Source organism: Paenibacillus montaniterrae (assembly GCF_018403185.1).
In the GTDB taxonomy this organism is placed as follows: Bacteria; Bacillota; Bacilli; order Paenibacillales; family Paenibacillaceae; genus Pristimantibacillus; species Pristimantibacillus montaniterrae.
This window is the reverse complement of the sequence record NZ_BOSE01000005.1, coordinates 323,840-349,363: the sequence shown is the minus strand read 5'-3', so window position 1 is coordinate 349,363 and position 25,524 is coordinate 323,840. Positions and strand designations below refer to the sequence as shown.

The window sequence follows — 25,524 nt, the reverse complement described above, 5'->3', positions numbered from 1 at the left end:
ATAGGCAAACGATCAAATTTATATAAATGGAGGTCCTGATGACGGCGACTATTTTGCTCAAGGGAGTAATTATTGGCTTTGCGATTGCAGCACCAGTAGGTCCGGTAGGAGTCATTTGCATTCGGCGCTCGTTGGCTCAGGGGGGGTTGTACGGATTTGTTTCTGGTCTGGGAGCGGCAACAGCTGATGCGATTTACGGTTGTATCGCCGCATTCGGCTTTGCCTGGTTGACAAACCTGCTTATTGGCTATCAGATGTGGCTTCAGCTATGTGGCGGCATGCTGCTGCTTTGGATGGGCTGGCGCACATGGCGTTCTCGACCTGCTGATCTGTATTCAAATGCAGAGGCAGAGGCTCCACGGAAAAAAATGCTTGCCGCTTACGCTTCCGTACTTGCAATTACGTTAACAAACCCAATGACGATATTGGCCTTTGCAGGCATTATTGCCGGAGCAGGGATAGCTGTGGAGCAACAATTGGCTGGTCCTGCTCTGCTATTAGTAGGAGGTGTGTTCAGCGGTTCATTGCTTTGGTGGCTGTTCCTTTCTTCTGCGGCATCACTCTTTCGGAAAAAGCTGAAGCCGGGCGGTTTGCTATGGATCAACCGGCTGTCCGGCGTCATTATTGTCGGGTATGGCTTATGGGCTTTGTTTACGGCTTAGCATTGTTTTACAATTTTAACCTATGGGACAAGCAAGCCTGCATCCTGCTTTTTACAAAATGAAGTATTAAAGGCCCGCGCAGCAAATGAATCCTTACATATATTAGATTGATAATAGATGTTAAAATAAGCATCTTATTAAGTTCTGTATATGAAAGGTTGAAAATCATGGACAAAGATCAAGAAAATTCAATAGTGTCCGACGCGATCGGCCCAACAGGTCCGACAGGTCCGACAGGCCCAAACGGACAAAGAGGGTTAAATGGACAGAATGGATTTAACGGTCCGACAGGTCCAGCGGGTCCAACAGGCCCATCAGGAGGCGGTCCTACGGGTCCAACCGGAGCAAAAGGCGATACAGGTCTACAGGGTCCGACGGGAGCGAAGGGGGATACGGGTCCACAAGGCCCGCAGGGAGAGAGCGGCCCGCCTGGAGCGAAAGGGGATACGGGATCACAAGGCCCGCAGGGAGTGGTCGGCCCGACAGGTCCAACTGGATCAGCTGGATATGGGATGTATTTCAGTTTTCCTGATTTTACACTGGATTTAATGACTGAGTCATGGCAAACTCAAACGATATTCTCTCAAACATTGAATGATCTCATACCGCAGCAATATTACAAAGTGGAAATAATAGCTTTTATAAAAGTGAACGATATATATGGTGCCGAACCTTTTATATTTCCTAATTTCTGGGTTTCCGGAGCTGGCGCAACTACAAACAACAGTAAGTATCATCCCTGTTTACCTGTAAATACGGCTTCGTCTCCTAACGATTATCTATTTGCTCATTCAAACTTCTATCAAGCCTCATCAACCACTGATCATGTTCAGTTCAATGCTAATATAGGATGGTATACTAATACTGTTATTTCAGTTGAGTTATGGCAAATTAGGCTATCCGTAATCCCGGTAAACTACTTTCCTTCATCATGATGGTGAACCTCAATTCACATTTTAGTATGTTTAATGAAGGATAGCACAAGCAAAGGGAACGTCTTGTGGGCGTTCTCTTTATGGTTACAACCAAAGTTACCAAAATATGGACTTCTAACTTGAAACCTGATACAATAAACAAGTGAAGCTTTTACTTGCACAAATGAAAGGAGCTGGTTTAAATGACTACAACTTATGAGGTGTTCGTCACTTAAAACTGAATACGGGCGCAGTACTGATTGAAAGGGATAATCCACCTTTATTTCAGTATGCCAAAAAGTAACCTTTCGTGAATATATCGCTTTGGTCAAAAGCAACGGTAGCACACTTTAGGGTGTGTTTTTTTGTGCACATTTCCACCCATTACCTTTAGTTGAAACCGGACCGCAGCAGACAGCCATGAACGGCTGCTTGCTGCGGTATTTTTGTTTGCGCCCTGATCAGAAAGGAGAAGCAAGGTTGGACATTACCAGGTACGTTTTTTCTTTAAATTCATAAGCAGGGAGGCATTTATATGTTAACACTTAACGACTACGGCTTTGTGCCGCAACATGATTCATTAAATACAGGAGGAACCTACGCCAGAGTAACCGCTGTTCATAAGCAGCGATTCAGCCTCATCACAGAGCAGGGGGAATGCCTTGCAAGGTTGAAGCCGGGCGTATACTACATCAACTGTACTGAGGAATTTCCGACTACAGGAGATTTCGTAGAGATTCAATACAATCCCAACGGCGAAAGCTTGATTACTAAAACACTTCCACGAAAATCCAAGTTTTCTCGAAATGACTTTTCAGGCCATGCGGCGGGCTTTGTTAAGACGATAAAAGAGCAGACGGTAGCAGCAAATTTTGACTATGTATTCATTATGCAATCGTTGAACCATGACTTTAATCGGCGACGGATCGAACGCTATCTGGCCCAGGCCTGGCAGTCAGGAGCTATTCCAGTTGTCATATTGACAAAAGCAGATTTGATCGCAGATGTCGCGGAATATGTGGCTCAGGTTGAAAAAATCGCAGTTGGTGCTACCGTTCATCCGATCAGCGTGAAAACGGGGTACGGTATGGAAGCACTTGCCAACTATCTGAAGAAAGGTAAAACGATCGTTTTTCTTGGTTCTTCCGGCGTAGGTAAATCCAGCCTTGCCAATACGCTTGCAGGAAAGGAAGTCATGTTAGTCAGCGATATCCGTGAGGAAGACAGCAAGGGCAGGCATACGACCACCCATCGCCAATTGATTCTGCTGGACAGCGGCGTAATCATTATCGATACGCCAGGCATGCGGGAGCTGGGGATGTGGGAGGTTGACGAAGGGATTTCGGAGGGCTTTTCTGATGTGGAGCACTTTTTCGGCAAATGCAGGTTCTCTGACTGCAAGCATCAAAGCGAACCGGGCTGTGCCATCAAGGGAGCGATTGAAAGCGGACAGCTGCCGGTAGAACGTTGGGACAGCTATCTTGCCTTAAAGAAGGAAGCGGCATTTGTGGAGGATCGCGCAGCCTATTTGCGCAACAAGGATGCTCAACATGTTGCATTGAAGGTATCGGAAAGACAGAGGAAAAAAGGCGAAAAGCGCAGTTAAAGTGAAGGTTTAAAGAATCTGGATAACGTTAAATGATCAGTTTGCAGGTGATGGACATTCTAACGAATATGCATAACCTGTATATTCCTTAGAATGAGAAAGGCTTCATTGATCACAAATAACGTTATCCAGCTTCGTTAATTCTTTTCGGTCATTTTCGTTCTAAAGAAGTTTGAAGCGATATATAGAGCGATACCAATAGCGAGCAGTATGATGCCAATCATTGTACTAAACGTCTCCACGAATAAAAAGCCTATGCCAATAGCCACAAAGAAAGCACCTATCGCTATGATCCGTTTTCTTAACATGGTTCTATTATTCATGCCCAAGACTCCCCCTTAAAGTTCTTGCTACCATTATACCCTATATAAGGAAGCTTAAAGATGTTTTCTTCTCTCATGTGGTATTCAAAAATTTTCAATATCGATCAATGTAACAATAAATAAGCCGACTGTTGCTCATTTCTCCTTCTAGTTGCTTGACACTGATTAAATTAAGTGTATATGATGTATATATACACTATATACATGTTAGGAGGAGAGGTGTTCAATGCCACGTACAGAAAAATCGACTTACTTGAATCGAGTCAAACGATGGCTAATCATAATTGGTACATTTGTAATTGTTCAATTGATCTTTATGCTTGTGGATGGCAGTTCCCTGAAGCCCAATATTAATGATAGCGGCAACCTGTTTGCCCGGATAGGGAGAGGGATTCTGGAATCGAGGCTATTCACAGAATGGATTGCTCCTTATTCCTTTTCATTCTTCAATATGTTCTTGACCGTTCATCTGGCAGTGATTTTGATACTGGCCATATGTGAGATTTATTCCATTATAAAGAAAAAATAAGCTACATACCTTCCAAAGAACGAAATGCGGCCTTCAGTCCTAGTAGTCCTGCTAAAAAACTGAGGCTGCTTTTTTTATGCGGCTTGATTTTGAAATTGGATCATCGACATGGAGCCAATAGGCGTTGTTCTAGGGCGCTGCGCAGAAAAAGCGCTTGCAAATAACTGTAATCATATGATATAAAAATAGTAAGACTTAACTTAAACGTTTAGATTTTGTTTTTGCTTATAGTGAATCAGAATAATTATTGTATGGATGCTTGACCCGTGAGTGCAAAAGGATTGCTTGATATCATTAAGAAAACGCTGTTTTGTAAGCTTTTATTTAAACGTTTAAATTTGTGAGGTGCTTAGCTTTGGCTACTATCCGTTAGAAACAATTATGATCATAGGAGTGAGAACTTGAAACTGCTTCGCAACGATACTTTTGAAGTTTATCTGTCCCCGCAAGGAACTGTGGAGTCGTTATTATTGACAGATGATCCGGAAAAAATGAACTGGGTAATTGATTCGCAATATGTGGCGGAGGCTGGTTATGCTAATCAGCATAAGCGTTTTGGACAGTGGAGTGCTACCGTGGATGATGTCCTCATTGAAAGTGTTAACCTGCAGCCGCATATTGAAGTCGTAAGTGATCAGTCGGCGATTGTTACTTTTTTACATGATGCCTTTAAAGTTCAGTATGAATATCTGCTGCATCAAAATGGTGAATGGAAGTGGATTATTCGTTGCTCGAATCCAGCGCAAAATTGTGTAAAGGTAAGCGGATTTCATAGCTGGCTCTCGCTGGCGTATATTATGTTCCGCGATCCTGATGTGTTAAAGAACATGAAGCATTCTTGTGCGGTGTTCCCGCATTTGGGAGGTGATTTTGCCAAATTTGCTGCGATGCGCAGAAGCAATGAGGCTCCTCATCTTGCCATTTACAGTACTGGCGATCGTGTTGCAGCTTTCGGCACGTATTGCTGCTATACAAACCGATTTTTGGAACAGGTCTCGCCATCATTAGATGGATTGCTTTACCACCGATTATCATTTATTGAGGATGGTCGTTCTATGGAACAGTCGGCTGATAGTGATTGGATCTATGGCGGTGGCTACTCCTCTATTACACTTAACCCCTTAGAAGAAAGAGAATGGTCGTTTGTCTTCACACCGTTTGGAGAGCAAGAACAATTTTATAAAAATGCAAAAAAGTATGGACATCCACATTGGACATATTCGCCGGTTACAACTACGGAAGGTAAATTTGTTGCTGAAGTGGATTTGCCAGAACATGCTGAGCTGGATTCGGTAAAGATGTTAAGCGTGACGGCTGACAATGGCACGATTAAGGAGTTCGACATTTCAAATACATTCCAGTTAAATTCAAATGTCAATTCTAAACGTTTACGTGCAGTGCTGACGCTGAAGTCAGCTGGCGAGATTAAGCTCGTCGCTAAACTCACTAACGGAAAATGCGATGTACTTGTTGGAAATGTGCTGGAGCCCATTCATGCCATATTAGAGGAGAGGGCAGCTTGGCTATGTGACCATAGCTTTCAATCTGCTGAGGAAACCCGGCCATACGCTTTTTTGCCATTATCGAATCAAGGAGAGTCGCTTGGCAAATTATCATTTATTTTAATGAAAAATCTTTTATCTCCGCCTGTGCCAGCACAAGTCAAAAAGGTTGAAATGTCTGCATTTCTTGACCTGAAGCAGCATTGGTTTGAAAATGGGGACTTTACGCTTCCCAAATCGCTGTATGGCTCTTTTTACCGTATTTATGATTTTGATTATATTGGTCATGTATATTATTTGTTGTCTAAGTTCGATAAATCTCTTTTGACTTATGGAGATCCGGAAACCTATTTATGCTGGGCCGCTCAAATTATGTGCATGCGGCTGGATCCAGAATGTCATCGAAATAAGCGTGAACAAGAAGAATCGCAACTTGTAGGTGTATTTATTCTTTATATTGCTGACTTGCTAGAGGATTTGAAGAAAAAAGAATTAACGGATTGGTATGCCAAGCTTAACAAGCTATGGCTAGCATTTGTAACGGGGCTAAAACAAGGCTCGCAAGGGTATAAAGGCGCTGTAACAGAGCATTTCTATGATAATGCCGGGTTTGGCCCTACTTGTGAAGCGTTATGTCTAGCCGAGTTAACAGATGAAGCGAGATTGTATGCGCCGCTAATTATTGCCAATATCGGCTTTAGTAACGATTATAGAGCTAACGCACCGGATCGTTGGTGGGAAGCACTATCTTATATGACGCACTCGTTATGGGGAGGATTGGTCGCAGGCGCTGCCAGAGCTGCTTATGAAAAGCTTGGAGATACACGCTTATTGGAAGCGGGGTACCGGGCAACGATGGCTGTGTTTAATTGTTATGACTGGAATGTCCAGTCGACAATGCGCAAGCTAAAGCCGGGTGAGGCCGCCTCTACGTATAGCATTGCAGCTCCCAATTTAAACATGCCTGAGCTTTCCCGAAACCGCTTTGGCCAATCGATATTCAAGAAATCAAGCGACCCATTATTCAGCAGCCTTTTCGCAAATATTGAAAGTGATGATTGGGATATGGGAGAAGAGCTTGTAGCTTACATGCTTGGTTTTGGTTCAACGACGTATCTTTATACAGATGGGGAGGGGGAGCTAAGATGTGTAAACGGCTATATTGAGCCCACCGAAAAAGGATATGAAATTACTAGCTATGCTGCATATCCAAGCAGATATGTAATGCTGGAAAAAGGTCTCATATTCACAGCCCAGGCTGGGGAGGGAGTGAAGCGGGTACTGTTCACTGGTGATAAGTTCGAAAGAGAGGAGGTTCAAAAAGCTCAGCTTTGATGACGATGTAACTTCGTTGCAGCTTAGTCGACGGCGAATATGTCACGCTACCGAAAGCTCCGGTGCTCACGTAGCTTGTGCCTACGCTGCGCTCCTCGCTTTCTAGTATCGTGCCATCTTCTTGGTCCTGAAAGCCGAGCTTTTTGAACTCTTATTGAAGTGGAGGTTCAAAAAGCACGACTTTGATGACGATGCGGTTGCTTCGGAGCTTAGTCGACGTCGAATATAGCATTCATCGGGAGCCTGCGGTGCTCACGTAGTTTTTTGCCGCAGCTAGCGCTCCTCGTTTTCTACTAGCTAAGTTCAGGCTTGCGAAACTCCTTTTTGCGAAAATTTGCGGGAGAAATTCCTTGCTTATTAGTGAAGACGGAGGAGAAATAGGCAGGATTGCTAAAGCCTAATTCATCAGCGATTCGAGCAATTGACCAGTCAGTTTGAATGAGCAGTTTTTTTGCTTGCTCTATCCGATATTGCAGCACGTAATCAATGGGTGTTACGCCGTAAACTTTTAACATGCATTTGGCTAAGTAGTTGGGATGATAATTGAATTCAGCCTTAAGTAAGGAGTTCGTGATCTTTGAAGTATAGTTTTGGCGAATAAACAATTCAATTTTTTCAGCAAGATGTATTGCCGTTGAATTTATTGAAATTACGGATTCGTAGTTGATATCTTGCATAAAGGTTTGAAAAGCAGTTTGCTTTTTCCAATTGCGCAGCGAACGTGGAGCCGTATCCAGGGAGTAAAATTCAGTGAGATCGTTCATTGATTTGCTTGACAGCTTTAATTTCTTTGGTATAAAGATCGAACTCACTTCGCAATGGTTGAGGTAAGCTTGCTGCTTATGTTTTTCAAATAAAGTAATCTGGTTTTCATAGCACTCATTGATGCTGCGCATTTCGTCCCAGGCTCCAAATGTTTGAAAATGAATCCATGTAATTTCGGTCTCTTCTTCACATGGGGCAGTGCTATAGTGATAGGCATCAGGTCTTAAAATAATCGCTTCATCTTTGCCTATGACCCACTCATTATCATTTTCACCTAGAAACAGCTTTCCTTTGGTAACGATAATAATATCGAACACATTAATAGAATAACGGCTAACATGACGTTCTCCCGGTAAAAAAGTATGCTTTCCGCTGTCAATAAAATAAGGTATAGGTGGAGTTACAAAGTGCAAGATGAACTCTGACATAATGATTTTCCTCACTTCGCGCTAAAATAAGGTGAAATAACATAAGAAGAAATTAAATCTAAACGTTTTGCTAGAATGAAATCTATGTTTGCAAAATAATATAATTGTAGGGCGAATCAGAGACTTTTGTATTAAAATAGCACAATTACCCGTAATTTTCAAACAGAAACAAATAGGTTGAAATATCATAAATATAGGTTGGAATTTTTGTTTTTCAACATAAACGAGGAATGCTACAATTAAGTAAGCGTTTTCTTAAAGATATTATTCTAAACGTTTAACTTTATTAAAGCAAATTTTGAAGGGAGTATGGGGGCAATGAAAACAGTTAAGAAGCTTGGAGTAGGTCTAATCCTGACGGCATTGACAATGAGTGCAGTAGGATGTGCAAACAATGGAGGGAACACGGCAACACCAGGGTCGAATGCTGCAAATACACCTGCAAGCTCAAAGGAAGAAAAGGTCAAGATCGTTTACTCGATGTGGGGAAGTGCGTCGGAAGGGAGTGCGACTCAGGCGGTAGCAGACAAATTTAATGCATCTCAGGATAGAATCGAGGTCGAAGTGATGGCGATTCCTTGGGAAAATTATATGACAAAGTTGAATGCGCTCGCAACCGGTGGTCAGCTGCCCGATACAGGGATGCTGCAGGAAGGCGGTGTCATTCAATGGTCTGCTGAAGGCATGCTGAATGATGTAAGCGCGATGTATGAGGGGAGCGAGAGCAAGCCGTTGGATAGCCTTGCCTACAAATATGAAGGCAAAACGGTAGCATATGCGGCTGCTAATGAAATTTTGCTGCTGTACTACAACAAGGATATGTTTGATGAAGCGAATGTACCGTATCCTCCATCTGCGCTCGATCAAGCATGGACATGGGATGAATTTGTAGAGACGGCCAAGAAGCTGACGATTGACAAAAACGGCAAGCATCCTGGCGAGGAGGGCTTTGATTCGCAAAGCATCGTTCAGTATGGCGCATCCGTTGAAAATCTACCATGGCAGCTGGAAACCTGGGCACTGAGCAATGGCGGCGGCTTCTATTCCGAGGATGGCACAGAAGTTAGAATCGGGGAAGATGCCAGCATTGAAGCGATCCAGAAGGTTGCTGATCTGTACTTGAAGGATCATGTTGCTCCATTGTCGGTTGGACAGACGGATGACGGAATTCAGCGCACGATCATTGCAGGCACAGTTGCGATGGCAACAAACGGACAATGGAACATAGGGACCAGCCTGAATACGGCCAAAGAAGAAGGATTGAACTACGGTGTAGCGGTATTGCCTTACATGAAGGATAAAGTCACGCTTAACACCGGTGGCGCCAATGTCGTATTCTCCCAAACGAAGCATCCAGAAGAAGCGATGGAATGGCTAAAATGGTACAACTCCGAGGAAAACAACTGGACGCTTATCTCATCGGGAATTTGGATGCCAACGCTTGATAAATGGTACAAGGATGAAACGCTCACTCGCAAATGGGTCGAAAATCCAAACTTCCCTCCATATGACGAGTACAAATCAGCGGTAGTCGACTATGCACAATCCTCTGCTGCCAGACCTGCTGCATGGTTCTATACGAATTATACATCGGACTTTAACACGTTGCTCGGCTCAGTTCTGGGCGATGTCTGGACTGGAAAAACGACCGCTAAAGATGCTATTACGAAAAATCTTGACGCCTTGAAGGCGGCTCATGCAGGCAACAAATAATAGATAAGAGGGGTGGCCGCTATTACGATATTGGATAGGTGCGGCCATCCTAATAATGAGGTGGTGAGTGGAATATGGAAGCCGTTAATAAACTGCGAAAGCGCCGTTCCCGTATTTATTCGAGTGAGGCGCGCGTTGCATATATTTGCTTGATTCCTGCTTTTGTAGGATTGATCTTTCTGACGTACCTGCCTCTTCTAGGGGTGCTGGGCATTAGCTTGACGAATTGGACCGGCTTGAAAAGTCCGGAGTTCATCGGTATTGATAATTATATTAAAATTTTTACCACTGATCCTTATATTAAGGATTCTATTATTGCGACGATCTACTTTGCGTTTTTATCTGTAGCGGGTAGCATGATTTATTCGCTATTTATTGCGCTGCTGCTGAATCGTAAAATTCCGGCACGCGGTTTTTTCAGAGCTGTATTTTATGTGCCGTATGTGTTGCCAGCCGTTGCAATCTATGTAGGGTGGTCATGGCTTTACGAGGGGAACTTTGGTTTTTTCAACTATCTTCTCTCCGAGCTCGGACTGAATAAAATATTATTTATCGCCGATTCCAGCTATGTTATCCCGTCGCTCTCCTTGATTTCGGTTTGGTTGGCGGGGAATTTGATCGTTATTTTTTTGGCCGGGCTGCAAAATGTTCCGGGTGTGTATCATGAGGCCGCGGAAATGGATGGTGCGAACGGTTGGCAGCGCTTTCGGCATATTACTTTGCCATGCATGACGCCGATCATCTTTTACAACCTGCTGCTAAGCTTAATCGCCAATCTTCAGGTGGTAACGCCGGCGCTTGCCTTAACTAACGGCGGCCCGGGCAATTCTTCCCGATTTTTGACGTATTTGATGTATGATCAGGCGTTTGTCAATTACAGAATAGGCTACGCATCAGCAACAACCGTAATTATTTTTGTTATTCTTGCTGTCTTTACGCTTGTGCTGTTTAAGACGTCCAATTTGTGGATTTACAATGAAGGAGGCGACGACAAATGAGCGTAGCGGCATATGGCAGACTAAGAAGCAAAAAACGCAGAGACAGAACGATGAATATTCTCACTTTTGTCGCTGTCGTATTTTTCGCCCTTCTGGCTATCTTTCCAATTTGGTGGATTTTTCGTACGTCGCTCATGTCGAGCGCCGAAATCTATCGCTATCCGCCGGCGCTTATACCGGGGAATTGGTTGTTTTCCAATTATGAGAAAACGCTAGAGGTATTTAAATTTTGGAAGTATTTATGGAACACGATGTTGATTATCGTTCCTTCTTGTTTGGCAGGGACGTTTACGGCTACGCTGTGCGGCTATGCCTTTGCAAGGCTGCGATTTCGCGGTAAAAGCCTGATCTGGGCGCTTTGCATTGGCTCCATGCTGCTGCCAGCCATGGTTACGCTTATTCCGCTTTACATTGGTTGGACGCGAGGTCTGGGATTTAGCGACAGCTATTGGCCATTGATTTTGCCTTATTTTTGCGGTGGCGGCGCGTTTAATATTTTCTTGATTCGGCAGTTTATTATGTCCATACCGCGAGAGCTTGATCAAGCAGCAACAATTGACGGTGCCGGCTACTTCCGGATTTTGTTCAGTATCATTATGCCAGCGATTCGACCAGCTATGATTGTGGTCGCGTTGTTTATCTTCATCGGCTTATGGAACGATTTGCTGCAGCAGATGATTTACATTAATTCGAGTGAAAAATATACGATTGCGCTTGGGCTAACCAACTTTAGAGGACAGCTAAAAAGCGACTGGTCGTTGACGATGGCGGCAACATGCTTATCGTTTGCGCCAGGCGTCATCTTCTACCTCATTGGTCAAAGGTATTTCGTAGAGGGAATTACGCTGACTGGACTGAAAAATTAACCATTATCCATGTACAAGCAGGAGGTTAAGATGAAAACGATTACGAAGAAACTGATGCCACTCACGCTCACACTGCTGCTAGTTTTTCAGATGCTGCCTTTGCAGATTAGCGCAGCGACTTCGGCAGCCGCAGCAAATGATGGAATTTCCAATGCCAGCCTTTCTGCCAAGATCGGTGATTTAGGTCAGATTGAAGAGCTGTACATCAACAATAACCCTGCGAATAGAAATGGCAATCCAATCAATTTTGTGCTGCCAAACGATACATCGCCACAGAACAATGTCCAGCATCAATGGATGGGCGAAATGATTTTTTCTTACCGCACCGGAGACGATGAGCATTTTCCTGACAACAGGGAGGACTTTGTCGAGGTCGACACCAATAAAACATTGGCGGCTGGTGGATCAACAACCTATTCTGCTATTAATCCTGATAATCCTTATTTTGAGAGAACGACTTCGGCTGACGGCAAGAAGGTTGAGATTAACTTTATCGGTCAGGACCTGAGCTCTACCGCTCAGCGAGCGATGAAAGGCTTTGACGTAAAGTCGGTGTTTGATATGAACACGGATGATGGCTCGATGCTATGGGAAATAACCGTGAAAAACAAAAGCGATAAATATATTGAATTCGGCGATATCGGCTTGCCGATGCCTTGGAACAACAAATATCGTTCAGTATCGGATACGTACGACAATCGTGTGACGGTGCATAACTTTGCCGGTGCGGACAGTGGATACGCTTATGCTATTCGCACTAGCGGAGAAGGAAATTTCATGCTGTTTACCCCAGTGCCGGAAAGTGGCGCACGCATCGAATATGTCGATTACTGGATGCACGAAGAAGGGGAGCTGCGGGCAGGAGAGACGTTCGCCAACTGGACTGGCGACAGCGGCGGCTGGTTTCCGGGTCTGAATGTGCTCTATATTCACTCCAAGGATATTCAGAAAACCGGTCGAGGGTATTTTACCGATGCCTCCAGCCTTGTACTGGGCCCGGATGAGGAAAAAACCTATCAGTTTAAATTTTCAGCGGTGCGTGCAGGCGACAACCAGCCGCAGGAAAATGCTCAAAGCACAAATAATGCTTCCAATTCCATGGAGGAGCGTGAGAAAAACCTTCGCTCCATCCTGTACCGATCCGGCATGATTGACGCAGTTGCGCTGCCTGGCTTCCAGACCGCGATCAATATGCCAACCAAGCTGGCCCTGCATTATGATGACAGTAAAATTAACGTTACATCGCTAGAGATTCAATCTGTTCATGAAAATGATCCGTTTGATGAAACGCATATTCCGAATATTAAGCCTGGCAAGCAAAGAAGCGAGATGGTTAACAATTCACGCACCGGACGCGGACTTGCTGACGGAAACCCGGGCTATACGGAAGCCTATCAATTTCTGGAGACCAAAGTGGTAGATGGGGAGCAGTATCATATTTATGAGCTGCAGTTTGGCAATTTGGGCAATAACAGCGTACGGGTAGACTATCAGCTGAAGGTCGGCGATGAATGGGTGGACAAATTCACTCAGCTTGAATTCAATGTTATGGCCGAGCTTGATGAAACGATGCGAACCCATACCGAATTTATGGTAGAGCATACGCAGGACAAGGACCCTCAAAGTCCTACCTACGGCAACTACTTTGATTGGTATCTTACAGGCGGTCTTGATCGGGATATTAATCATTGGGGAGATGACTGGGGGCATGACAATATCAATGCCATAGCCATGAAAAATTACCTGGACCCCAACCCGGATGAAATTCGCTCGATTGAAATGTACCTGATCGATTTTATGTGGGAACGCTTTATGAAGCATACGCAGGACAGCTTTATCGTTGCGAACTGGCTGAGAGATTCGGGGGCATTCACGGATAAGGATAAGCCATATACACGAGAGTTTTCCGAAATGATGGCAGCGACGGGCTTCTTCAACATGTATCGGATCCAAAAGGCGTATCCGCATCTGATCGAGTATCGCGAATCGCCGCAGTACTATTTGGAAAAAGCCTACGGCATCTACTATAATCGCATTTCCAGCGGCGCCATCGGCTACTACGGCGAACAGCAAGTCCCGGATATGATTGAGGCGCTGAAGGAAGAAGGAATGCATGCGGAGTATGAAAATTTGAAGAATAAGTTTGCTCTGGACAAAGGGCGCAGCATGACATTCGCTGCTTATCCTTACGGCTCGGAGTTCGAATATGACAATACCGGAGAAGAAGGCGCATATGCCGCAGCCAAGGCGCTGCGCACATACTACCCTGAGGACGGGCAAGCAGCGGCAGCCGAGAAAAGCATGGAAATGGCCGACTGGAAAACTCGTGCAATGCGCGGCATTCAGCCAACCTGGTACCATTATGCTGTACCGGTATTCCGTGGCGGCGAGGGCTGGTGGAACTTCCAATATACTGCCTCCTTGGCGGGATATATTATGGATGACTGGCTCCGTTATCAGGATGACGGCAGATCTGCTGCTCAAACAGCCATTGCACAGCAGCGCAACTATGCGGCGAAAATTTCAAACTTCAATGCGATCAACATGGGACAAATCTCAGCACAGTCTGTAGGCAGTACCTCCTGGAGATATTCCATGTATAAGGGAGGCACCGGCACCAAGGACGTGTTCGATGGCGGCTCCCGCGTCATGAACAACGGCTGGAATGATTTTTCTGGCGAAGCGGGTGAGGGCATTTATGGCTCCTTGCTAAGCATCAGCTCGGATATAGTAACTGATCCCGTATTTGGCCTATTCGGGTACGGAGCTTTGGTTGCAGATAAAGGCAGCAGCTATGAGATTACGCCACTGGACGGCTTTGGCAAACGGATCAATTTGCTCGATGAGAACATTTATATCGTTTCGCAAAATGAAAAGATAGAGCATGCAGAAATTGAAAAAGACGGCAAGCTGTTTCAGCTGACACTTTCGAACCTTGATAAAAAAGAGCATGCTTCAAGAATTAAAATTGACGGGGCCGGACTGGAAAATGGCTATTATACCATCAAGCTGAATAATGAACCGACCGGACAATTTTACGTGCAAAACAATAAAGGAATTGCGATGTTCCAAATGAACAGTGATCCAACCGCTCAATTAACAATTGAAAAGCTGGACGCGGGTGAAAATCAAGCTCCGCAGGTTCATGCAGAGACGGCGACACAAGGCCCGCAGGCGCTGATTCCATTTATGCTGAACGGAATTGTAAGCGACGATGGCGCGCCTGATGGCAGACTCACCTATCAATGGGAGCTCATAAGCGCACCGCAAGATGGCAAGCTGAGCTTTGTTTATCCTAATGCAAGCATTACGCAGGCTGTCGGTACAAGGGAAGGCTCCTACACAGTCAGACTCACTGCCAATGATGGGCAGCTGAGCGGTTCAGACGAACTGACCTTCGAACTGGCTGCCCCGCCGGAAAAACAGCCTCCACAGATAAGCGATGTGACGGCTGTTCAAGATATCGCGAATGAAAGCATTTTGGTCCTATCGGGTACGGCCATTCCCGACCCTGTACACAGTGCAGCATTTGAGCCTGAGATGAGCTATGCATGGACGGTCAAGGAAAAGCCGGAAGGCGCAGGGGATATTACATTCGTTGATGGAGACAAAGCGACCGCTTATGCGCGAGTCGGCAAGGCTGGTACCTATGTGTTTACATTCACAGCTGCTGATGGAGACAAGACGGCAAGCAAGGATGTAACGATTGTTATTGAAGCGGACACTGTTGATGCATATCGGGCAGTTAGTGTCGTGACACAGAAAGGTATAGCACCGACGCTTCAAGGGCAGATGAATATTTTATTTGATGATGGCTATAAAGCGAGCGAGATCGAGTGGGATGAGATCGATCCAGACAGCTATGCGGCAATTGGCAGCTTTGAAGCTCGCGGTAAAGTTGCAGGCAGCGATCTGGAGGTGCGCGCCACCGTATATGTGGTAGATGTGCCGCTGCAAAACGCCGCGTTAACAGCCAAGCCTTCTGCTAGCTTCTCTGGTGGTGACGGGTACCCGGAAGCGATGAATAACGGCGTTGAGCCGAAAAGCTCAAGAGATTTCTCGCCTAATCGCAATGCTCCGAACAGCGCATGGCACAACTGGGGAAGAGAAGGAGATCCGGCATGGGTTACGTATGAATGGGAGCAGCCATTCCTCGCTTCGTCAATGGATGTGTATGTTTTCCAGGACGGCGCCGGCAACTTCCGTCCTAAGGATATGCAGCTCAAGCTCCGCGACGAGAATGGAGTCTGGTATACGCCAAGAGCAATATCCGGACTTGGAAATGAGCTGGATAAGTACAACACTACTACCTTTGAGCCCGCCTATATTACTGGGGTTCGGATTGATATGAGGCCTGCAGCAAGCGGAAGCGGGATTTTGGAATGGAAGGTATATGGCTATACAGGAGCAGTAGACAAGTCAGAGCTGATCAGCGTTTACAATCATGTCAATACATTAAATCCTTTAAACTTTGTTGATCAAGGCCTTGCGCCAATTGAAGCGGCAAAGGCAGGCGCATCGGCTGTCATTCAAAAGATGGACGCTACAGAGGAGGAGGTTGCCCAAGCGCTTGAAAGGCTGCTTGCTGACATGAAGCTGCTCAGCCCACGCGACAACAATATGGCGTTTCTAGCCCTTGTAACTTCCAGCTACACATCGCCTTGGGAAAGCCTGGCCGCCGTTAATGACGGCAGAAAAACAGAGAGCAATATTCCGCATTGGGGAACATGGGGCAATAGTGGAACGGAGGAATGGGTGCAATATGAATGGCCGCAGGGCGCAACAATTGAAAGCTCCAATCTGGTGCTATGGTCTGACGAAGGCGGTATACTAGCGCCTGTAAAGTACGAGTACGCCTATATCCCGGTCGATAGCGCTTCCAATGAATGGGTAACGGCGGGAACCATTACCGAAGGGATTACGCTGGTCCATAATACGCCAATCGGCTCTTCCAATCTATATGAATTTGACGAGCCGCTGAAGCTTAAAGCGCTGCGTGTAACGATGACGAAGCAGTCTGCAAGCAGTGGAGTTGGCGTAGGCTTATGGGAGTGGGAAGTCATTCAGGCGGCTTCCAAGCAGGAGCAGGAAGCGCCAACAACACCAACAGGAGTTGCACCGACCGTCATTGATGGAAACGACGGCAAAATCATTGGTGTTGATTCCACGATGGAGTACCAGAAGCAAGGGGCAAATCCAGACGACTGGACGTCGATTACCGACATAGAAGTCGCGAATCTCGACGTCGGAACCTACTACGTGAGATATAAGGAGACAGCAACTCACTACGCTAGCAACTCAGTGATCGTCATCATTAGCAATCCGCCTGTAGATCCGACCGATCCGGAGCTTGAGGAAGTGACAGAAGTAAAAGTAACGGCTGGTGATAAAGCATTAACGATTACATGGATCAATCCGATAAATGCGGAATTTGATCACGTTCTAGTGACAGGAAAAGGGATAGCTGCGCAAAACATCGGTGGAGGCGCCAATCTTGCAACCATCACCGGACTTGTAAACGGGACTACCTATACCATAACGCTGCAGACTGTCGATAAGGCAGGCAATAGATCAGCGGGCGTTAACGTAAGCGGAACACCAGTGGCAGCCACACCGACGCCAACACCGCCAGTGACGCCAACACCGCCAGTGGCACCAACGCCGACAGTGACGCCAACGCCGACGGTGAAGCCAACGCCAACGGTGGAGCCAACGCCAACGGTGGAGCCGACGCCGACGGTGACGCCAACACCGACGGTGAAGCCAACGCCAACGGTGGCACCAACACCGACGGCGGCACCAACGCCAACACCAACGGTGGCACCAACGCCGACGGTGAAGCCAACACCGACAGTGGCACCAACGCCAACGCCGACGGTGGCGCCAACACCGACGGTGACGCCAACGCCAACGCCGACGGTGGCGCCAACACCGACGGTGGCACCAACGCCGAGCATGACGCCAACACCGACGGTGGCACCAACGCCGAGCATGACGCCAACACCGACAGTGGCACCAACGTCGGCTCCGACTTCACAGCCGCCGACACCGGCTGCTGTCACAGTTGACGGAGATACAATTAAGGTTGAGCCGCCAAGCTTGGATAAAGTGACTGGCATAGCAACAGTAGTACCGATAAAGCAGGAAGACATTAATAAAGCACTGGAACATGCGAAAACAGACAGCAGCGGTATTCAGACTGTTAAGGTGGAAATACCGAAAACAGATGGAGCCAAAGCGTATGCTGTTAAGCTTCCTGAAGCTACAATAATGTCGGATAAAGCAAATGTAAGGGTGGTCGTTGCTACAAATATCGGTACCATAGTCGTGCCGGCAAATATGCTCAAGGCAAAAGCATCAGCTACAAAGAGTGTGGAGCTGATCATTCGTCTGGCAGACACATCAACACTTGCTGCTGACATAAAAAGCGTTACTGGCAGCAGACCTGCAATAGAGTTTGCGGTCAGCATAGATGGAACTGCAATTAGCGAGAGCAGCCTGAATGCACCAGTAGAGGTGAAAATACCATATGTCCCTACTGCTGAAGAACTGGCAAGCACCGAATACCTTGAGGTTTGGTATATGGATGGAAACGGAAAACCTGTCCCAATCAAAAATGCCAAGTACAACGCTGCTGAAAAAGCTATTGTATTTACAACGACTCATTTAGGTCTTTACGTAGTGGCTTACAGCAAGATAAGCTTCGATGACGTAGCAAGCAACTCTTGGTACGAAGCAGCAGTTGAAATGATGGCGTCCAAGCACTTTATAGACGGCACATCGACTACAAGCTTCAGTCCCGACAATAAGATTACAAGAGCTGAATATGTAGCATGGCTTGTAAGGACATTGGAGCTTACTGCTGAATTTAGCACAAACTTCAGCGATATTGAGGAAACAAGCAAGCATTATGACGAAGTAGGAGTAGCCAAAGCACTTGGAATAATTGTTGGCTACAATGGCAAGTTCAACTCTGAAGCGGAATTAACAAGGCAGGATATGGCTGTAATAACGATGAGAGCGCTGCGAGCAGTAAATAAAGAACTGCAGAGCGCTTCAACTGAGGAACTCTTGCAATTTAAAGATGCCTCAGCATTAGCAAAATACGCTACGGAAGATATGGCTGCAATGATCGAGTCAGGATTCATCAATGGGCGGGGCAATCATATGTTGAACCCTATTGATGCAACAACGAGAGCAGAGGCGGCGCAGGTCTTGTATAAGATTTATTTGCAGCTAAATGGCAAATAGCCTTATTGTCACATAAGAAGCAAGAGCCTAAAAAAGCTATAGCAAATGAAGATGGTATGGAAGAGGATGTTCCCCTCTTTCCATACCATTTTTCTGTCACTACGTGAGTCAGAGAGCCTTCACATTCGTTGTGATCCATTGCTATAAGCGATATAATATAAGAGAAGAATCCGATTGGAGTGGATACGAATGAATACCGATGATCGCGAGGAATTTGTTCACCAGCGTCACGATACATCGTATCGCTTCCTGCTTTCCAGCAAGAAACTGTTTGTGGAATTGCTCCGTTCTTTTGTGCATAAAGGATGGGTAAACAGCATTGATGAAATGAACGTCCAGGAAATTCCGCATTCATTTGTGCTTCAAGACTTCAAGCGCAAGGAAGCGGATCTCGTTTATCGCGTACAGTTAAACGGACAGGAAGTTGTTTTTTACTTGCTGCTGGAAATGCAATCGAAAGTAGACTTCCAGATGCCATATCGCCTGTTGTTATACCAGGTGGAGATTTGGCGATACTTGTTAAAAGACGAAAAGAAAGCCCAAATCCGTAAAAAGTCATTCCGTCTGCCGCCGATTGTGCCAATTGTACTATACAACGGAAAACAGCGATGGACGGCGGAGCGCCAGTTTCGCAAGCTGCTGGGGCATGAAGAAATGTTTGGTACGGAGCTATTGGACTTTGAATATTTATTAATTGATGTGGCCCGATACACCGAGGAGGAACTGCTCTCATTATCCAATACGATTGGCGCAGTCTTTTTACTCGACCAGACGGAAGACCAAGGACAGCTGTTGGAACGACTCGGCAAGCTCATGCATACAATTCAACAATTGCCGGAAGATAGCCAGCAGAAATTTACGGCGTGGATGGCAAATGTATTAAAACAACAATTGCCAACAGGCGAATCACATATCGAAGAACTTGTGAAAAACGTGAAGGGAGGCGCAGCTATTATGGGCTTGGAACAAACGCTAAAAAAGATCAGAAAAGAAGAAAGGCACGAAGGTAAATTAGAAGGAAGAATTGAAGGGAAAGAAGAAGTAGCCAAACGTATGCTTGACTTGGGAATGGAAGTGACAGTGATCGCTGCTGCAACTGGCTTCTCTCCGGAAAAGATCGAGCAGTTGCGTGGGGAATCCTATTGAATAGTGAAGTGTTGCGGGAAAAGGGAATGTTCCTTTTTTTCAGTACCACTTTTCTGCCGTGAAGGGAGGCGCAGCTATTATGGGTTTGGCACAAACGCTAAGAAAGATAATAAGAGAAGAAAAGCGCGAAGGCAGAATTGAAGGCAAAATAGAAGGCAAAATAGAAGGCAAAATAGAAGGCAAAATAGAAGGCAAAGAAGAAGTAGCCAAACGCATGCTTGACTTGGGACTGGATGTCTCGCTGATCGCTGCAGCTACCGGCTTCTCTCCCGAAAGGATCGAGCAGTTGCGGGAATCCTATTAATTAGTGAAGTGTTGCGGGAAAAGGGAATGTCCTTCTTCCAATACCACTTTACTACCGTGAAGGGGGGCGCAGCTATTATGGGTTTGGCACAAACGTTAAGAAAGATAATAAGAGAAGAAAAGCGCGAAGGTAGAATTGAAGGCAGAATAGAAGGCAAGATCGAAGGCAGAATCGAAGGCAAAGAAGAAGTAGCCAAACGCATGCTTGACTTGGGGCTGGATGTCTCGCTGATCGCTGCAGCTACCGGCTTCTCTCCCGAAAGGATCGATCAGTTGCGGGAAAAATCTCATTAAATTTCATTGATTGTATGAAGGCCGTTCGCAGAGCGGTCTTTTTTGTTGTATCGAATAGTATTTTTAGAGAGGAGCTTGACGAGAAAGAGAATTGAAGACTATAATTCAATTAATTGATTGAATAGTATAGCATCAACTAGATGCTGCGCAATTTGGATCGTTTGATCAATTGAATCTAAAGAGGATAGGGAGAATAGGTATGCCTGAAATTTCAACTGTCGGTGAAGAAAAGTTAATACACATTCCTGAGCCTTTAAAGGAATATGCTTCGCCAGACAGGCAGCGCCAGTTGTATAAGAAGACGATGAGGATCGTAATTGCTTCGCAAATTTTTGGCGGTGCGGGATTGGCTGCTGGAATTACAGTAGGAGCCTTGCTCGCGCAAGATATGCTTGGAACAGAAGGATATGCGGGAATTCCTTCCGCTTTGTTTACATTAGGGTCAGCGGCAGCAGCATTTCTTGTGGGCCGACTTTCCCAACGCTCAGGTCGCCGCATTGGGCTTGCAGCCGGGTTTTTAGCAGGTGGGCTTGGTGCTGCAGGTGTGGTCCTTGCCGCGATTTTGAATAATGTGGCGCTGTTGTTTATTTCTTTGCTGGTTTATGGTGCAGGTACCGCAACAAATTTGCAGGCGCGTTATGCGGGCACGGATTTGGCACAGCCGAATCAGCGGGCAAAAGCGATAAGTGCCGCTATGGTATTTACAACATTTGGTGCGGTCGCAGGGCCGAATCTGGTTACTGTGACTGGAAAGTTTGCAACTTCCTTGGGCGCTCCTGCACTTTCAGGACCTTTTATGCTGGCATCCGCAGCCTTTATGTTAGCCGGGATTGTGCTTCTGCTGTTTCTACGTCCTGATCCGCTTATTGTATCCAAGGCAATTGCAGAGCTTGAACGTGTGAAGGACGGACAGCGCAGCGTGGCGACTATGCCAAATGCTGAACAACAACCTGTTCACAAGCCAGGCATCGTGGTCGGGGCCACCGTTATGGTCTTAACGCAAATTGTAATGGTTGCAATTATGACGATGACACCGGTTCATATGCAGCACCACGGGCACGGACTAGGAGCGGTGGGGATCGTTATCGGCATTCACGTCGCGGCAATGTACTTGCCTTCCCTGATTACCGGAGTGCTCGTTGACAAATTTGGACGTACTAAAATGTCCTACGCTTCAGGTGTTACCTTGCTGCTCGCTGGCTTATTAGCTGCATTTGCACCTGGCGATTCTATGGCTATGCTTATATTGGCGCTGGCTTTGCTAGGCATCGGTTGGAACTTCGGCTTGATTAGCGGGACTGCAGCAATCGTCGATGCAACATCACCGCAAAATCGGGCAAAGACACAAGGCAGTGTTGATGTTCTGATCGCTTTGGCAGGTGCCTCAGGCGGAGCACTGTCCGGGATGGTTGTCGCTTCGTCCAGTTATTCCACACTTTCGCTAGCTGGAGGCTTCATGTCGTTGCTTTTAATTCCAGTTGTGATCTGGTCGCATAAGCAGAATGAAAAGTAGTTTCATGCCAGATTTCAAAGCCCCTCTCATACAAGGCAGGACATTCTGTCAGGTATGCAGGGGGCTATTTATATGAAGCGAGTTAGTGGGCGAAATGCTCCTGCCATTCATTCAATCCCTCATCCATCCGATAGGCTTTAAAGCCTTCTGCCTGCAATTTCTGTGCAGCAATTGCAGAATACGCACAAAGCGGCCCACGGCAATAAGCTACGATTTCAGCATCCTTAGGTAGTTCGCGCATATAATATTCCAACTCCTCCATTGGGACGGATATCGCGCCCTCAATATGACTGGTTTCATACTCTTCTTTTGGCCGCAAATCCAAAAGAATGACCGATTCTGTATGCAATTTTTCCATAACTTCATCCATCGTTAGCGTTTCGATATTATCGAAGTTATGAAAAAAGTCGTCCTTCAGCCTTGCGATCTCTGGAAGTTGCTGCTCGCTAATTCTCCATAAGGAAGTTAACAAATCAACAATAGCTGGCGATGCCAATGAATAGATGACGTAGGTGCCTCGCTTTGTAAACTTAACAAGCTTCGCGTCCAGCAAAACCTGCAGATGGCGAGATACATTTGCAAAATTCATACCCGAGGCAGTCGTTAGCTTTTCCACCGTTTTCGGTCCTTGAGACAATAAATTCAAAATCTCCAAACGTTTATCGCTCGACAGACATTTTCCAATTCTCGATAGTTGCCGATAAAGCTCTTCTTTTAAACTATTCGCAGAGTCTAGCCTATCAGTCATCATGTTAACCATCCTTTCTGCCCGATTATTAGCTTATAGGTCGTATATAGTGTACCTCAATTTGTTCAAGCATTCAATTGATCAAAAGGATTGAGAGCCGAATGGATCGTTTCATATAGGAGGGATGCTCATGATTTGCCTTGCTGCAAGAAGGAGAGGAGCATGTTTTTTACTGTAATGAGCTCCTCTCTTTTTGGAACAGGGACTATAACATCCTCTGGCAATATGGTGTATAATGAATACTTCTTTACAGATGTTCCGAACAGATTCAACAAGGTGCTGGTAGCTAGTTCATTGCTTGCGGAAAGCTGTATGCTGCCGTCATGCTTCCCTTGCTGCACAATGGCATTGATGATGTTTCTAATTTTCCCGTATTCCTTGTTGATTTCTTCTAAAAGACCTGCTTCAATGGGCATAAAGGCAATATACAGTTCAAATGCTTCTAACAGCTTGGTTGAGACACTGTTTTCTTCCGAAATATACTTGATATAAGTTGTTAGTACGTCATCAATTTTCTCAATCCCCGATTTGTTTGAATGAATAATCTTTTCAAAGTAAGGTACTTGTTGTTCAATAACCTCTTTAATCACTTCAATCATTAAATGCTCTTTTTTCGGGAAATAGCGAAATAGAGTAGCTACTCCTAAATTGGCCTCGTCAGCAATTTTCTGCATCGTAGTTTTTTCAAAACCATGTTCAGCAAATAGCTTTTTAGCTGCTTGAATCATATTTTTGCGTCTTTCCATTTTCTTATCCATCTGATCACCTACTTTGCAACATTATACTACCTTTTATAACATGAGCACTAGCTCGGATGAAACTAGGCTAATAGAGACGCACCAATCAGCTTGACTATTTCAAATGCGTATAGTAGGATGAAATAAGCACTTATAAGGAGAGATGTTGATGTCGGCGGTCGTTCTTAACTAACCAAATTCCATACTTGAAGCTTTCAACAGTCCTGTTACCAATCGCTAATTTAGCGTGGTTTATTTGTTGTGGGATTTTTGAGCGCTTCGGAATTAGTTAAGAACAGCGGATAATAATCATGGCCTTCGTGCTGCTATTGTTATGCACCTACAATCCGTGCTGGGTTCAGCTCGGATTTTTTTGTTTGTAGAGGGTGTTTATTTAGTCAGCGATTTTAAAGGGCAGGGATGACGTATGTTCATTCCTGCCCTTTTTGTATTTATATAACGGAAAAAACAGGAGGATTTGTTTAAATATGTACATTGAACAAGCTAGTCGCAATATACGATTGCAGGAAGGGACTCAAGTGATTGAGCAGTTGTTGCTTGAATGCTACTTGAACCCGGGAATTTCAACGAAGGAGCTAGCGCGCAAAACGCTGCTTCCTACCCCAGTGGCGGCGGCAATTAAACGTGAATTGATTAATGCGGGGGCACTTATGCAGGAACGCGGCGTCCGCTGCACAACGAATGGGCTCGCATGGATTGAACAGCAATGGGGTTACCGCGGTTTGAATTTTCCTCTTTATCGAGCTTTGCTTGATGATACAAAATGGAGAGAAAGTGTAAAGGATTTGCTGCCTGTTTTAGAGGAGTTGTTTTCGCTGAGGCCGACCGTCGATGTTCAGCTTGATCAGTCCAAATGCACGCCGGAAACAAGTCTGCGTCGAGCTATCCTTTGTTTGAAGCAGCATGCACTAATCGGAAAGAAGATTTTATGTGTTGGCGATGATGATCTTGTAAGTGTTTCTGTCGGTTTGCTGCTGCAGCGCTTGTTTCCAGATGGAGGACATACCGTTACGAAAGTGAATGTTTTTGATATTGACGAAAGGTTTTTAAGCTATATCGAATCGATTGCCAAGGAGTGGGGATTGTCGATTGGATGTCATCGACTTGATTTAAGAGAGCCGCTTCCGTCAAGCCTGCATAGCCAGTATGATTGCTTTTTTACCGATCCACCTTACACGCTTCAAGGAATTGGTTTGTTCGTTTCACGAGGTATACAGGCCTTGAAGAAGGAGAAGGGACTCCCGATATTTCTATCCTTCGCCCATAAGTCGCCTGAGTTTATGCTTGCCATGCAGCGTGAATTTGTTCGAATGGGGTTGACAGTCAGTGCTAATTTCCCACAATTCAACGCTTACGAAGGGGCGGAGATGATCGCCAATCGCAGCCAAATGTTTATTCTGCGCACAACAGATCAGACGAAGCCGGAATACTCCGGGACATTCAACGATGCTTTGTATACCGGAGAAGTGAGACAAACATTGCGCACTTACCGCTGCAAGCGATGCTTAAGAGAGGTCTATGTTGGCATAAGTGGTCAGTTTGCGACCATTGAACAGCTTAAAAATGAAGGATGTACAGGCTGCGGCCACGATATCTTCGATATGATAGCCAAAAAACAGTTATCGCGAGAGGATCGCTAAATTAAAACTAACTGCAAAGGAGCAAAGCATTCCGAAAAACGACTGGAGGAACGCTTTGCTCCAAAGCGATGAACTCGCTCTTTAACATGCATGATTCATGCGAAATTACCTGCAGAACGATGCAAGTTAAATAAATTTCTCCCCGGCAAACAAAAAATCCCCCCTGTTCAACGTAAGCATTTATCCAGCAAAATAGAAGTACAGAGAAGAAACAATTGCATAATCATCCA

General features: G+C 45.5%; 17 protein-coding genes. 14 read left to right on the top strand and 3 right to left on the bottom strand.

Annotated elements, in window-relative coordinates:
- Positions 1–38: 38 nt before the first annotated feature.
- The 5 genes from KJS52_RS15270 to KJS52_RS15250 all read left to right on the top strand — a co-directional run bounded on the left by KJS52_RS15270 (position 39) and on the right by KJS52_RS15250 (position 6,871).
- Positions 39–662 carry a LysE family translocator gene (locus KJS52_RS15270; RefSeq protein WP_213516729.1) on the top strand — a complete coding sequence of 208 codons (624 nt, stop codon included), beginning with the start codon at positions 39–41 and terminating at the stop codon, positions 660–662.
- A gap of 167 nt (positions 663–829) precedes the next feature.
- Complete coding sequence (locus KJS52_RS15265; protein ID WP_213516727.1) at positions 830–1,597, top strand: hypothetical protein; 768 nt, start codon at positions 830–832, stop codon at positions 1,595–1,597.
- Positions 1,598–2,111: 514 nt separating this feature from the next.
- Positions 2,112–3,182, top strand: a complete 1,071-nt coding sequence (rsgA, locus tag KJS52_RS15260) for a ribosome small subunit-dependent GTPase A (protein ID WP_213516725.1) — start codon at positions 2,112–2,114, stop codon at positions 3,180–3,182.
- Between the two features lie 549 nt (positions 3,183–3,731).
- A complete protein-coding gene (locus KJS52_RS15255; protein ID WP_213516723.1) occupies positions 3,732–4,034 on the top strand; it encodes a YfzA family protein in 303 nt (100 codons plus the stop codon).
- Between the two features lie 401 nt (positions 4,035–4,435).
- Positions 4,436–6,871: a hypothetical protein gene (locus tag KJS52_RS15250; RefSeq protein WP_213516721.1), complete on the top strand. Its 2,436-nt coding sequence runs from the start codon at positions 4,436–4,438 to the stop codon at positions 6,869–6,871.
- A gap of 293 nt (positions 6,872–7,164) precedes the next feature.
- On the opposite strand, the gene KJS52_RS15245 is transcribed toward KJS52_RS15250, so the two are convergent.
- The gene (locus KJS52_RS15245) at positions 7,165–8,064 is read right to left on the bottom strand and encodes a helix-turn-helix domain-containing protein (protein ID WP_213516720.1); all 900 of its coding nucleotides are present in this window, start codon (positions 8,062–8,064) and stop codon (positions 7,165–7,167) included.
- A 318-nt stretch (positions 8,065–8,382) separates the two neighbouring features.
- On the opposite strand from KJS52_RS15245, the gene KJS52_RS15240 reads away from it, so the two are divergent.
- The 8 genes from KJS52_RS15240 (at position 8,383) to KJS52_RS15205 (ending at position 22,148) form a co-directional block, all read left to right on the top strand.
- Positions 8,383–9,777: an ABC transporter substrate-binding protein gene (locus KJS52_RS15240; protein WP_213516718.1), complete on the top strand. Its 1,395-nt coding sequence runs from the start codon at positions 8,383–8,385 to the stop codon at positions 9,775–9,777.
- 74 nt (positions 9,778–9,851) lie between these two features.
- Complete coding sequence (locus KJS52_RS15235) at positions 9,852–10,775, top strand: carbohydrate ABC transporter permease (protein ID WP_213516716.1); 924 nt, start codon at positions 9,852–9,854, stop codon at positions 10,773–10,775.
- Positions 10,772–11,641 (top strand): carbohydrate ABC transporter permease, encoded by an 870-nt coding sequence (locus tag KJS52_RS15230; RefSeq protein WP_213516714.1) that lies wholly within the window; start codon positions 10,772–10,774, stop codon positions 11,639–11,641. The genes KJS52_RS15235 and KJS52_RS15230 overlap by 4 nt, the downstream gene beginning before the upstream one ends.
- A 30-nt stretch (positions 11,642–11,671) precedes the next feature.
- Complete coding sequence (locus tag KJS52_RS15225) at positions 11,672–18,892, top strand: DUF5695 domain-containing protein (RefSeq protein WP_213516712.1); 7,221 nt, start codon at positions 11,672–11,674, stop codon at positions 18,890–18,892.
- Positions 18,893–19,081: 189 nt separating this feature from the next.
- Positions 19,082–20,038 carry an Rpn family recombination-promoting nuclease/putative transposase gene (locus KJS52_RS15220; RefSeq protein ID WP_213516710.1) on the top strand — a complete coding sequence of 319 codons (957 nt, stop codon included), beginning with the start codon at positions 19,082–19,084 and terminating at the stop codon, positions 20,036–20,038.
- 79 nt (positions 20,039–20,117) lie between these two features.
- Positions 20,118–20,342 carry an Rpn/YhgA-type helix-turn-helix domain-containing protein gene (locus KJS52_RS15215; RefSeq protein ID WP_213516708.1) on the top strand — a complete coding sequence of 75 codons (225 nt, stop codon included), beginning with the start codon at positions 20,118–20,120 and terminating at the stop codon, positions 20,340–20,342.
- A gap of 77 nt (positions 20,343–20,419) precedes the next feature.
- Positions 20,420–20,635 (top strand): Rpn/YhgA-type helix-turn-helix domain-containing protein, encoded by a 216-nt coding sequence (locus tag KJS52_RS15210; RefSeq protein WP_213516706.1) that lies wholly within the window; start codon positions 20,420–20,422, stop codon positions 20,633–20,635.
- A 199-nt stretch (positions 20,636–20,834) separates the two neighbouring features.
- A complete protein-coding gene (locus KJS52_RS15205; RefSeq protein WP_213516704.1) occupies positions 20,835–22,148 on the top strand; it encodes an MFS transporter in 1,314 nt (437 codons plus the stop codon).
- 82 nt (positions 22,149–22,230) lie between these two features.
- On the opposite strand, the gene KJS52_RS15200 is transcribed toward KJS52_RS15205, so the two are convergent.
- Both KJS52_RS15200 and KJS52_RS15195 read right to left on the bottom strand, forming a co-directional pair.
- The gene (locus tag KJS52_RS15200) at positions 22,231–22,896 is read right to left on the bottom strand and encodes an ArsR/SmtB family transcription factor (protein WP_213516702.1); all 666 of its coding nucleotides are present in this window, start codon (positions 22,894–22,896) and stop codon (positions 22,231–22,233) included.
- Between the two features lie 128 nt (positions 22,897–23,024).
- Entirely contained in the window at positions 23,025–23,654 is a 630-nt protein-coding gene (locus tag KJS52_RS15195) for a TetR/AcrR family transcriptional regulator (protein ID WP_213516700.1), read from the bottom strand.
- Between the two features lie 467 nt (positions 23,655–24,121).
- Between KJS52_RS15195 and KJS52_RS15190 the strand changes: the two genes are divergently transcribed.
- Positions 24,122–25,294 carry a bis-aminopropyl spermidine synthase family protein gene (locus tag KJS52_RS15190; protein WP_213516698.1) on the top strand — a complete coding sequence of 391 codons (1,173 nt, stop codon included), beginning with the start codon at positions 24,122–24,124 and terminating at the stop codon, positions 25,292–25,294.
- The last annotated feature ends 230 nt before the right edge of the window (positions 25,295–25,524 follow it).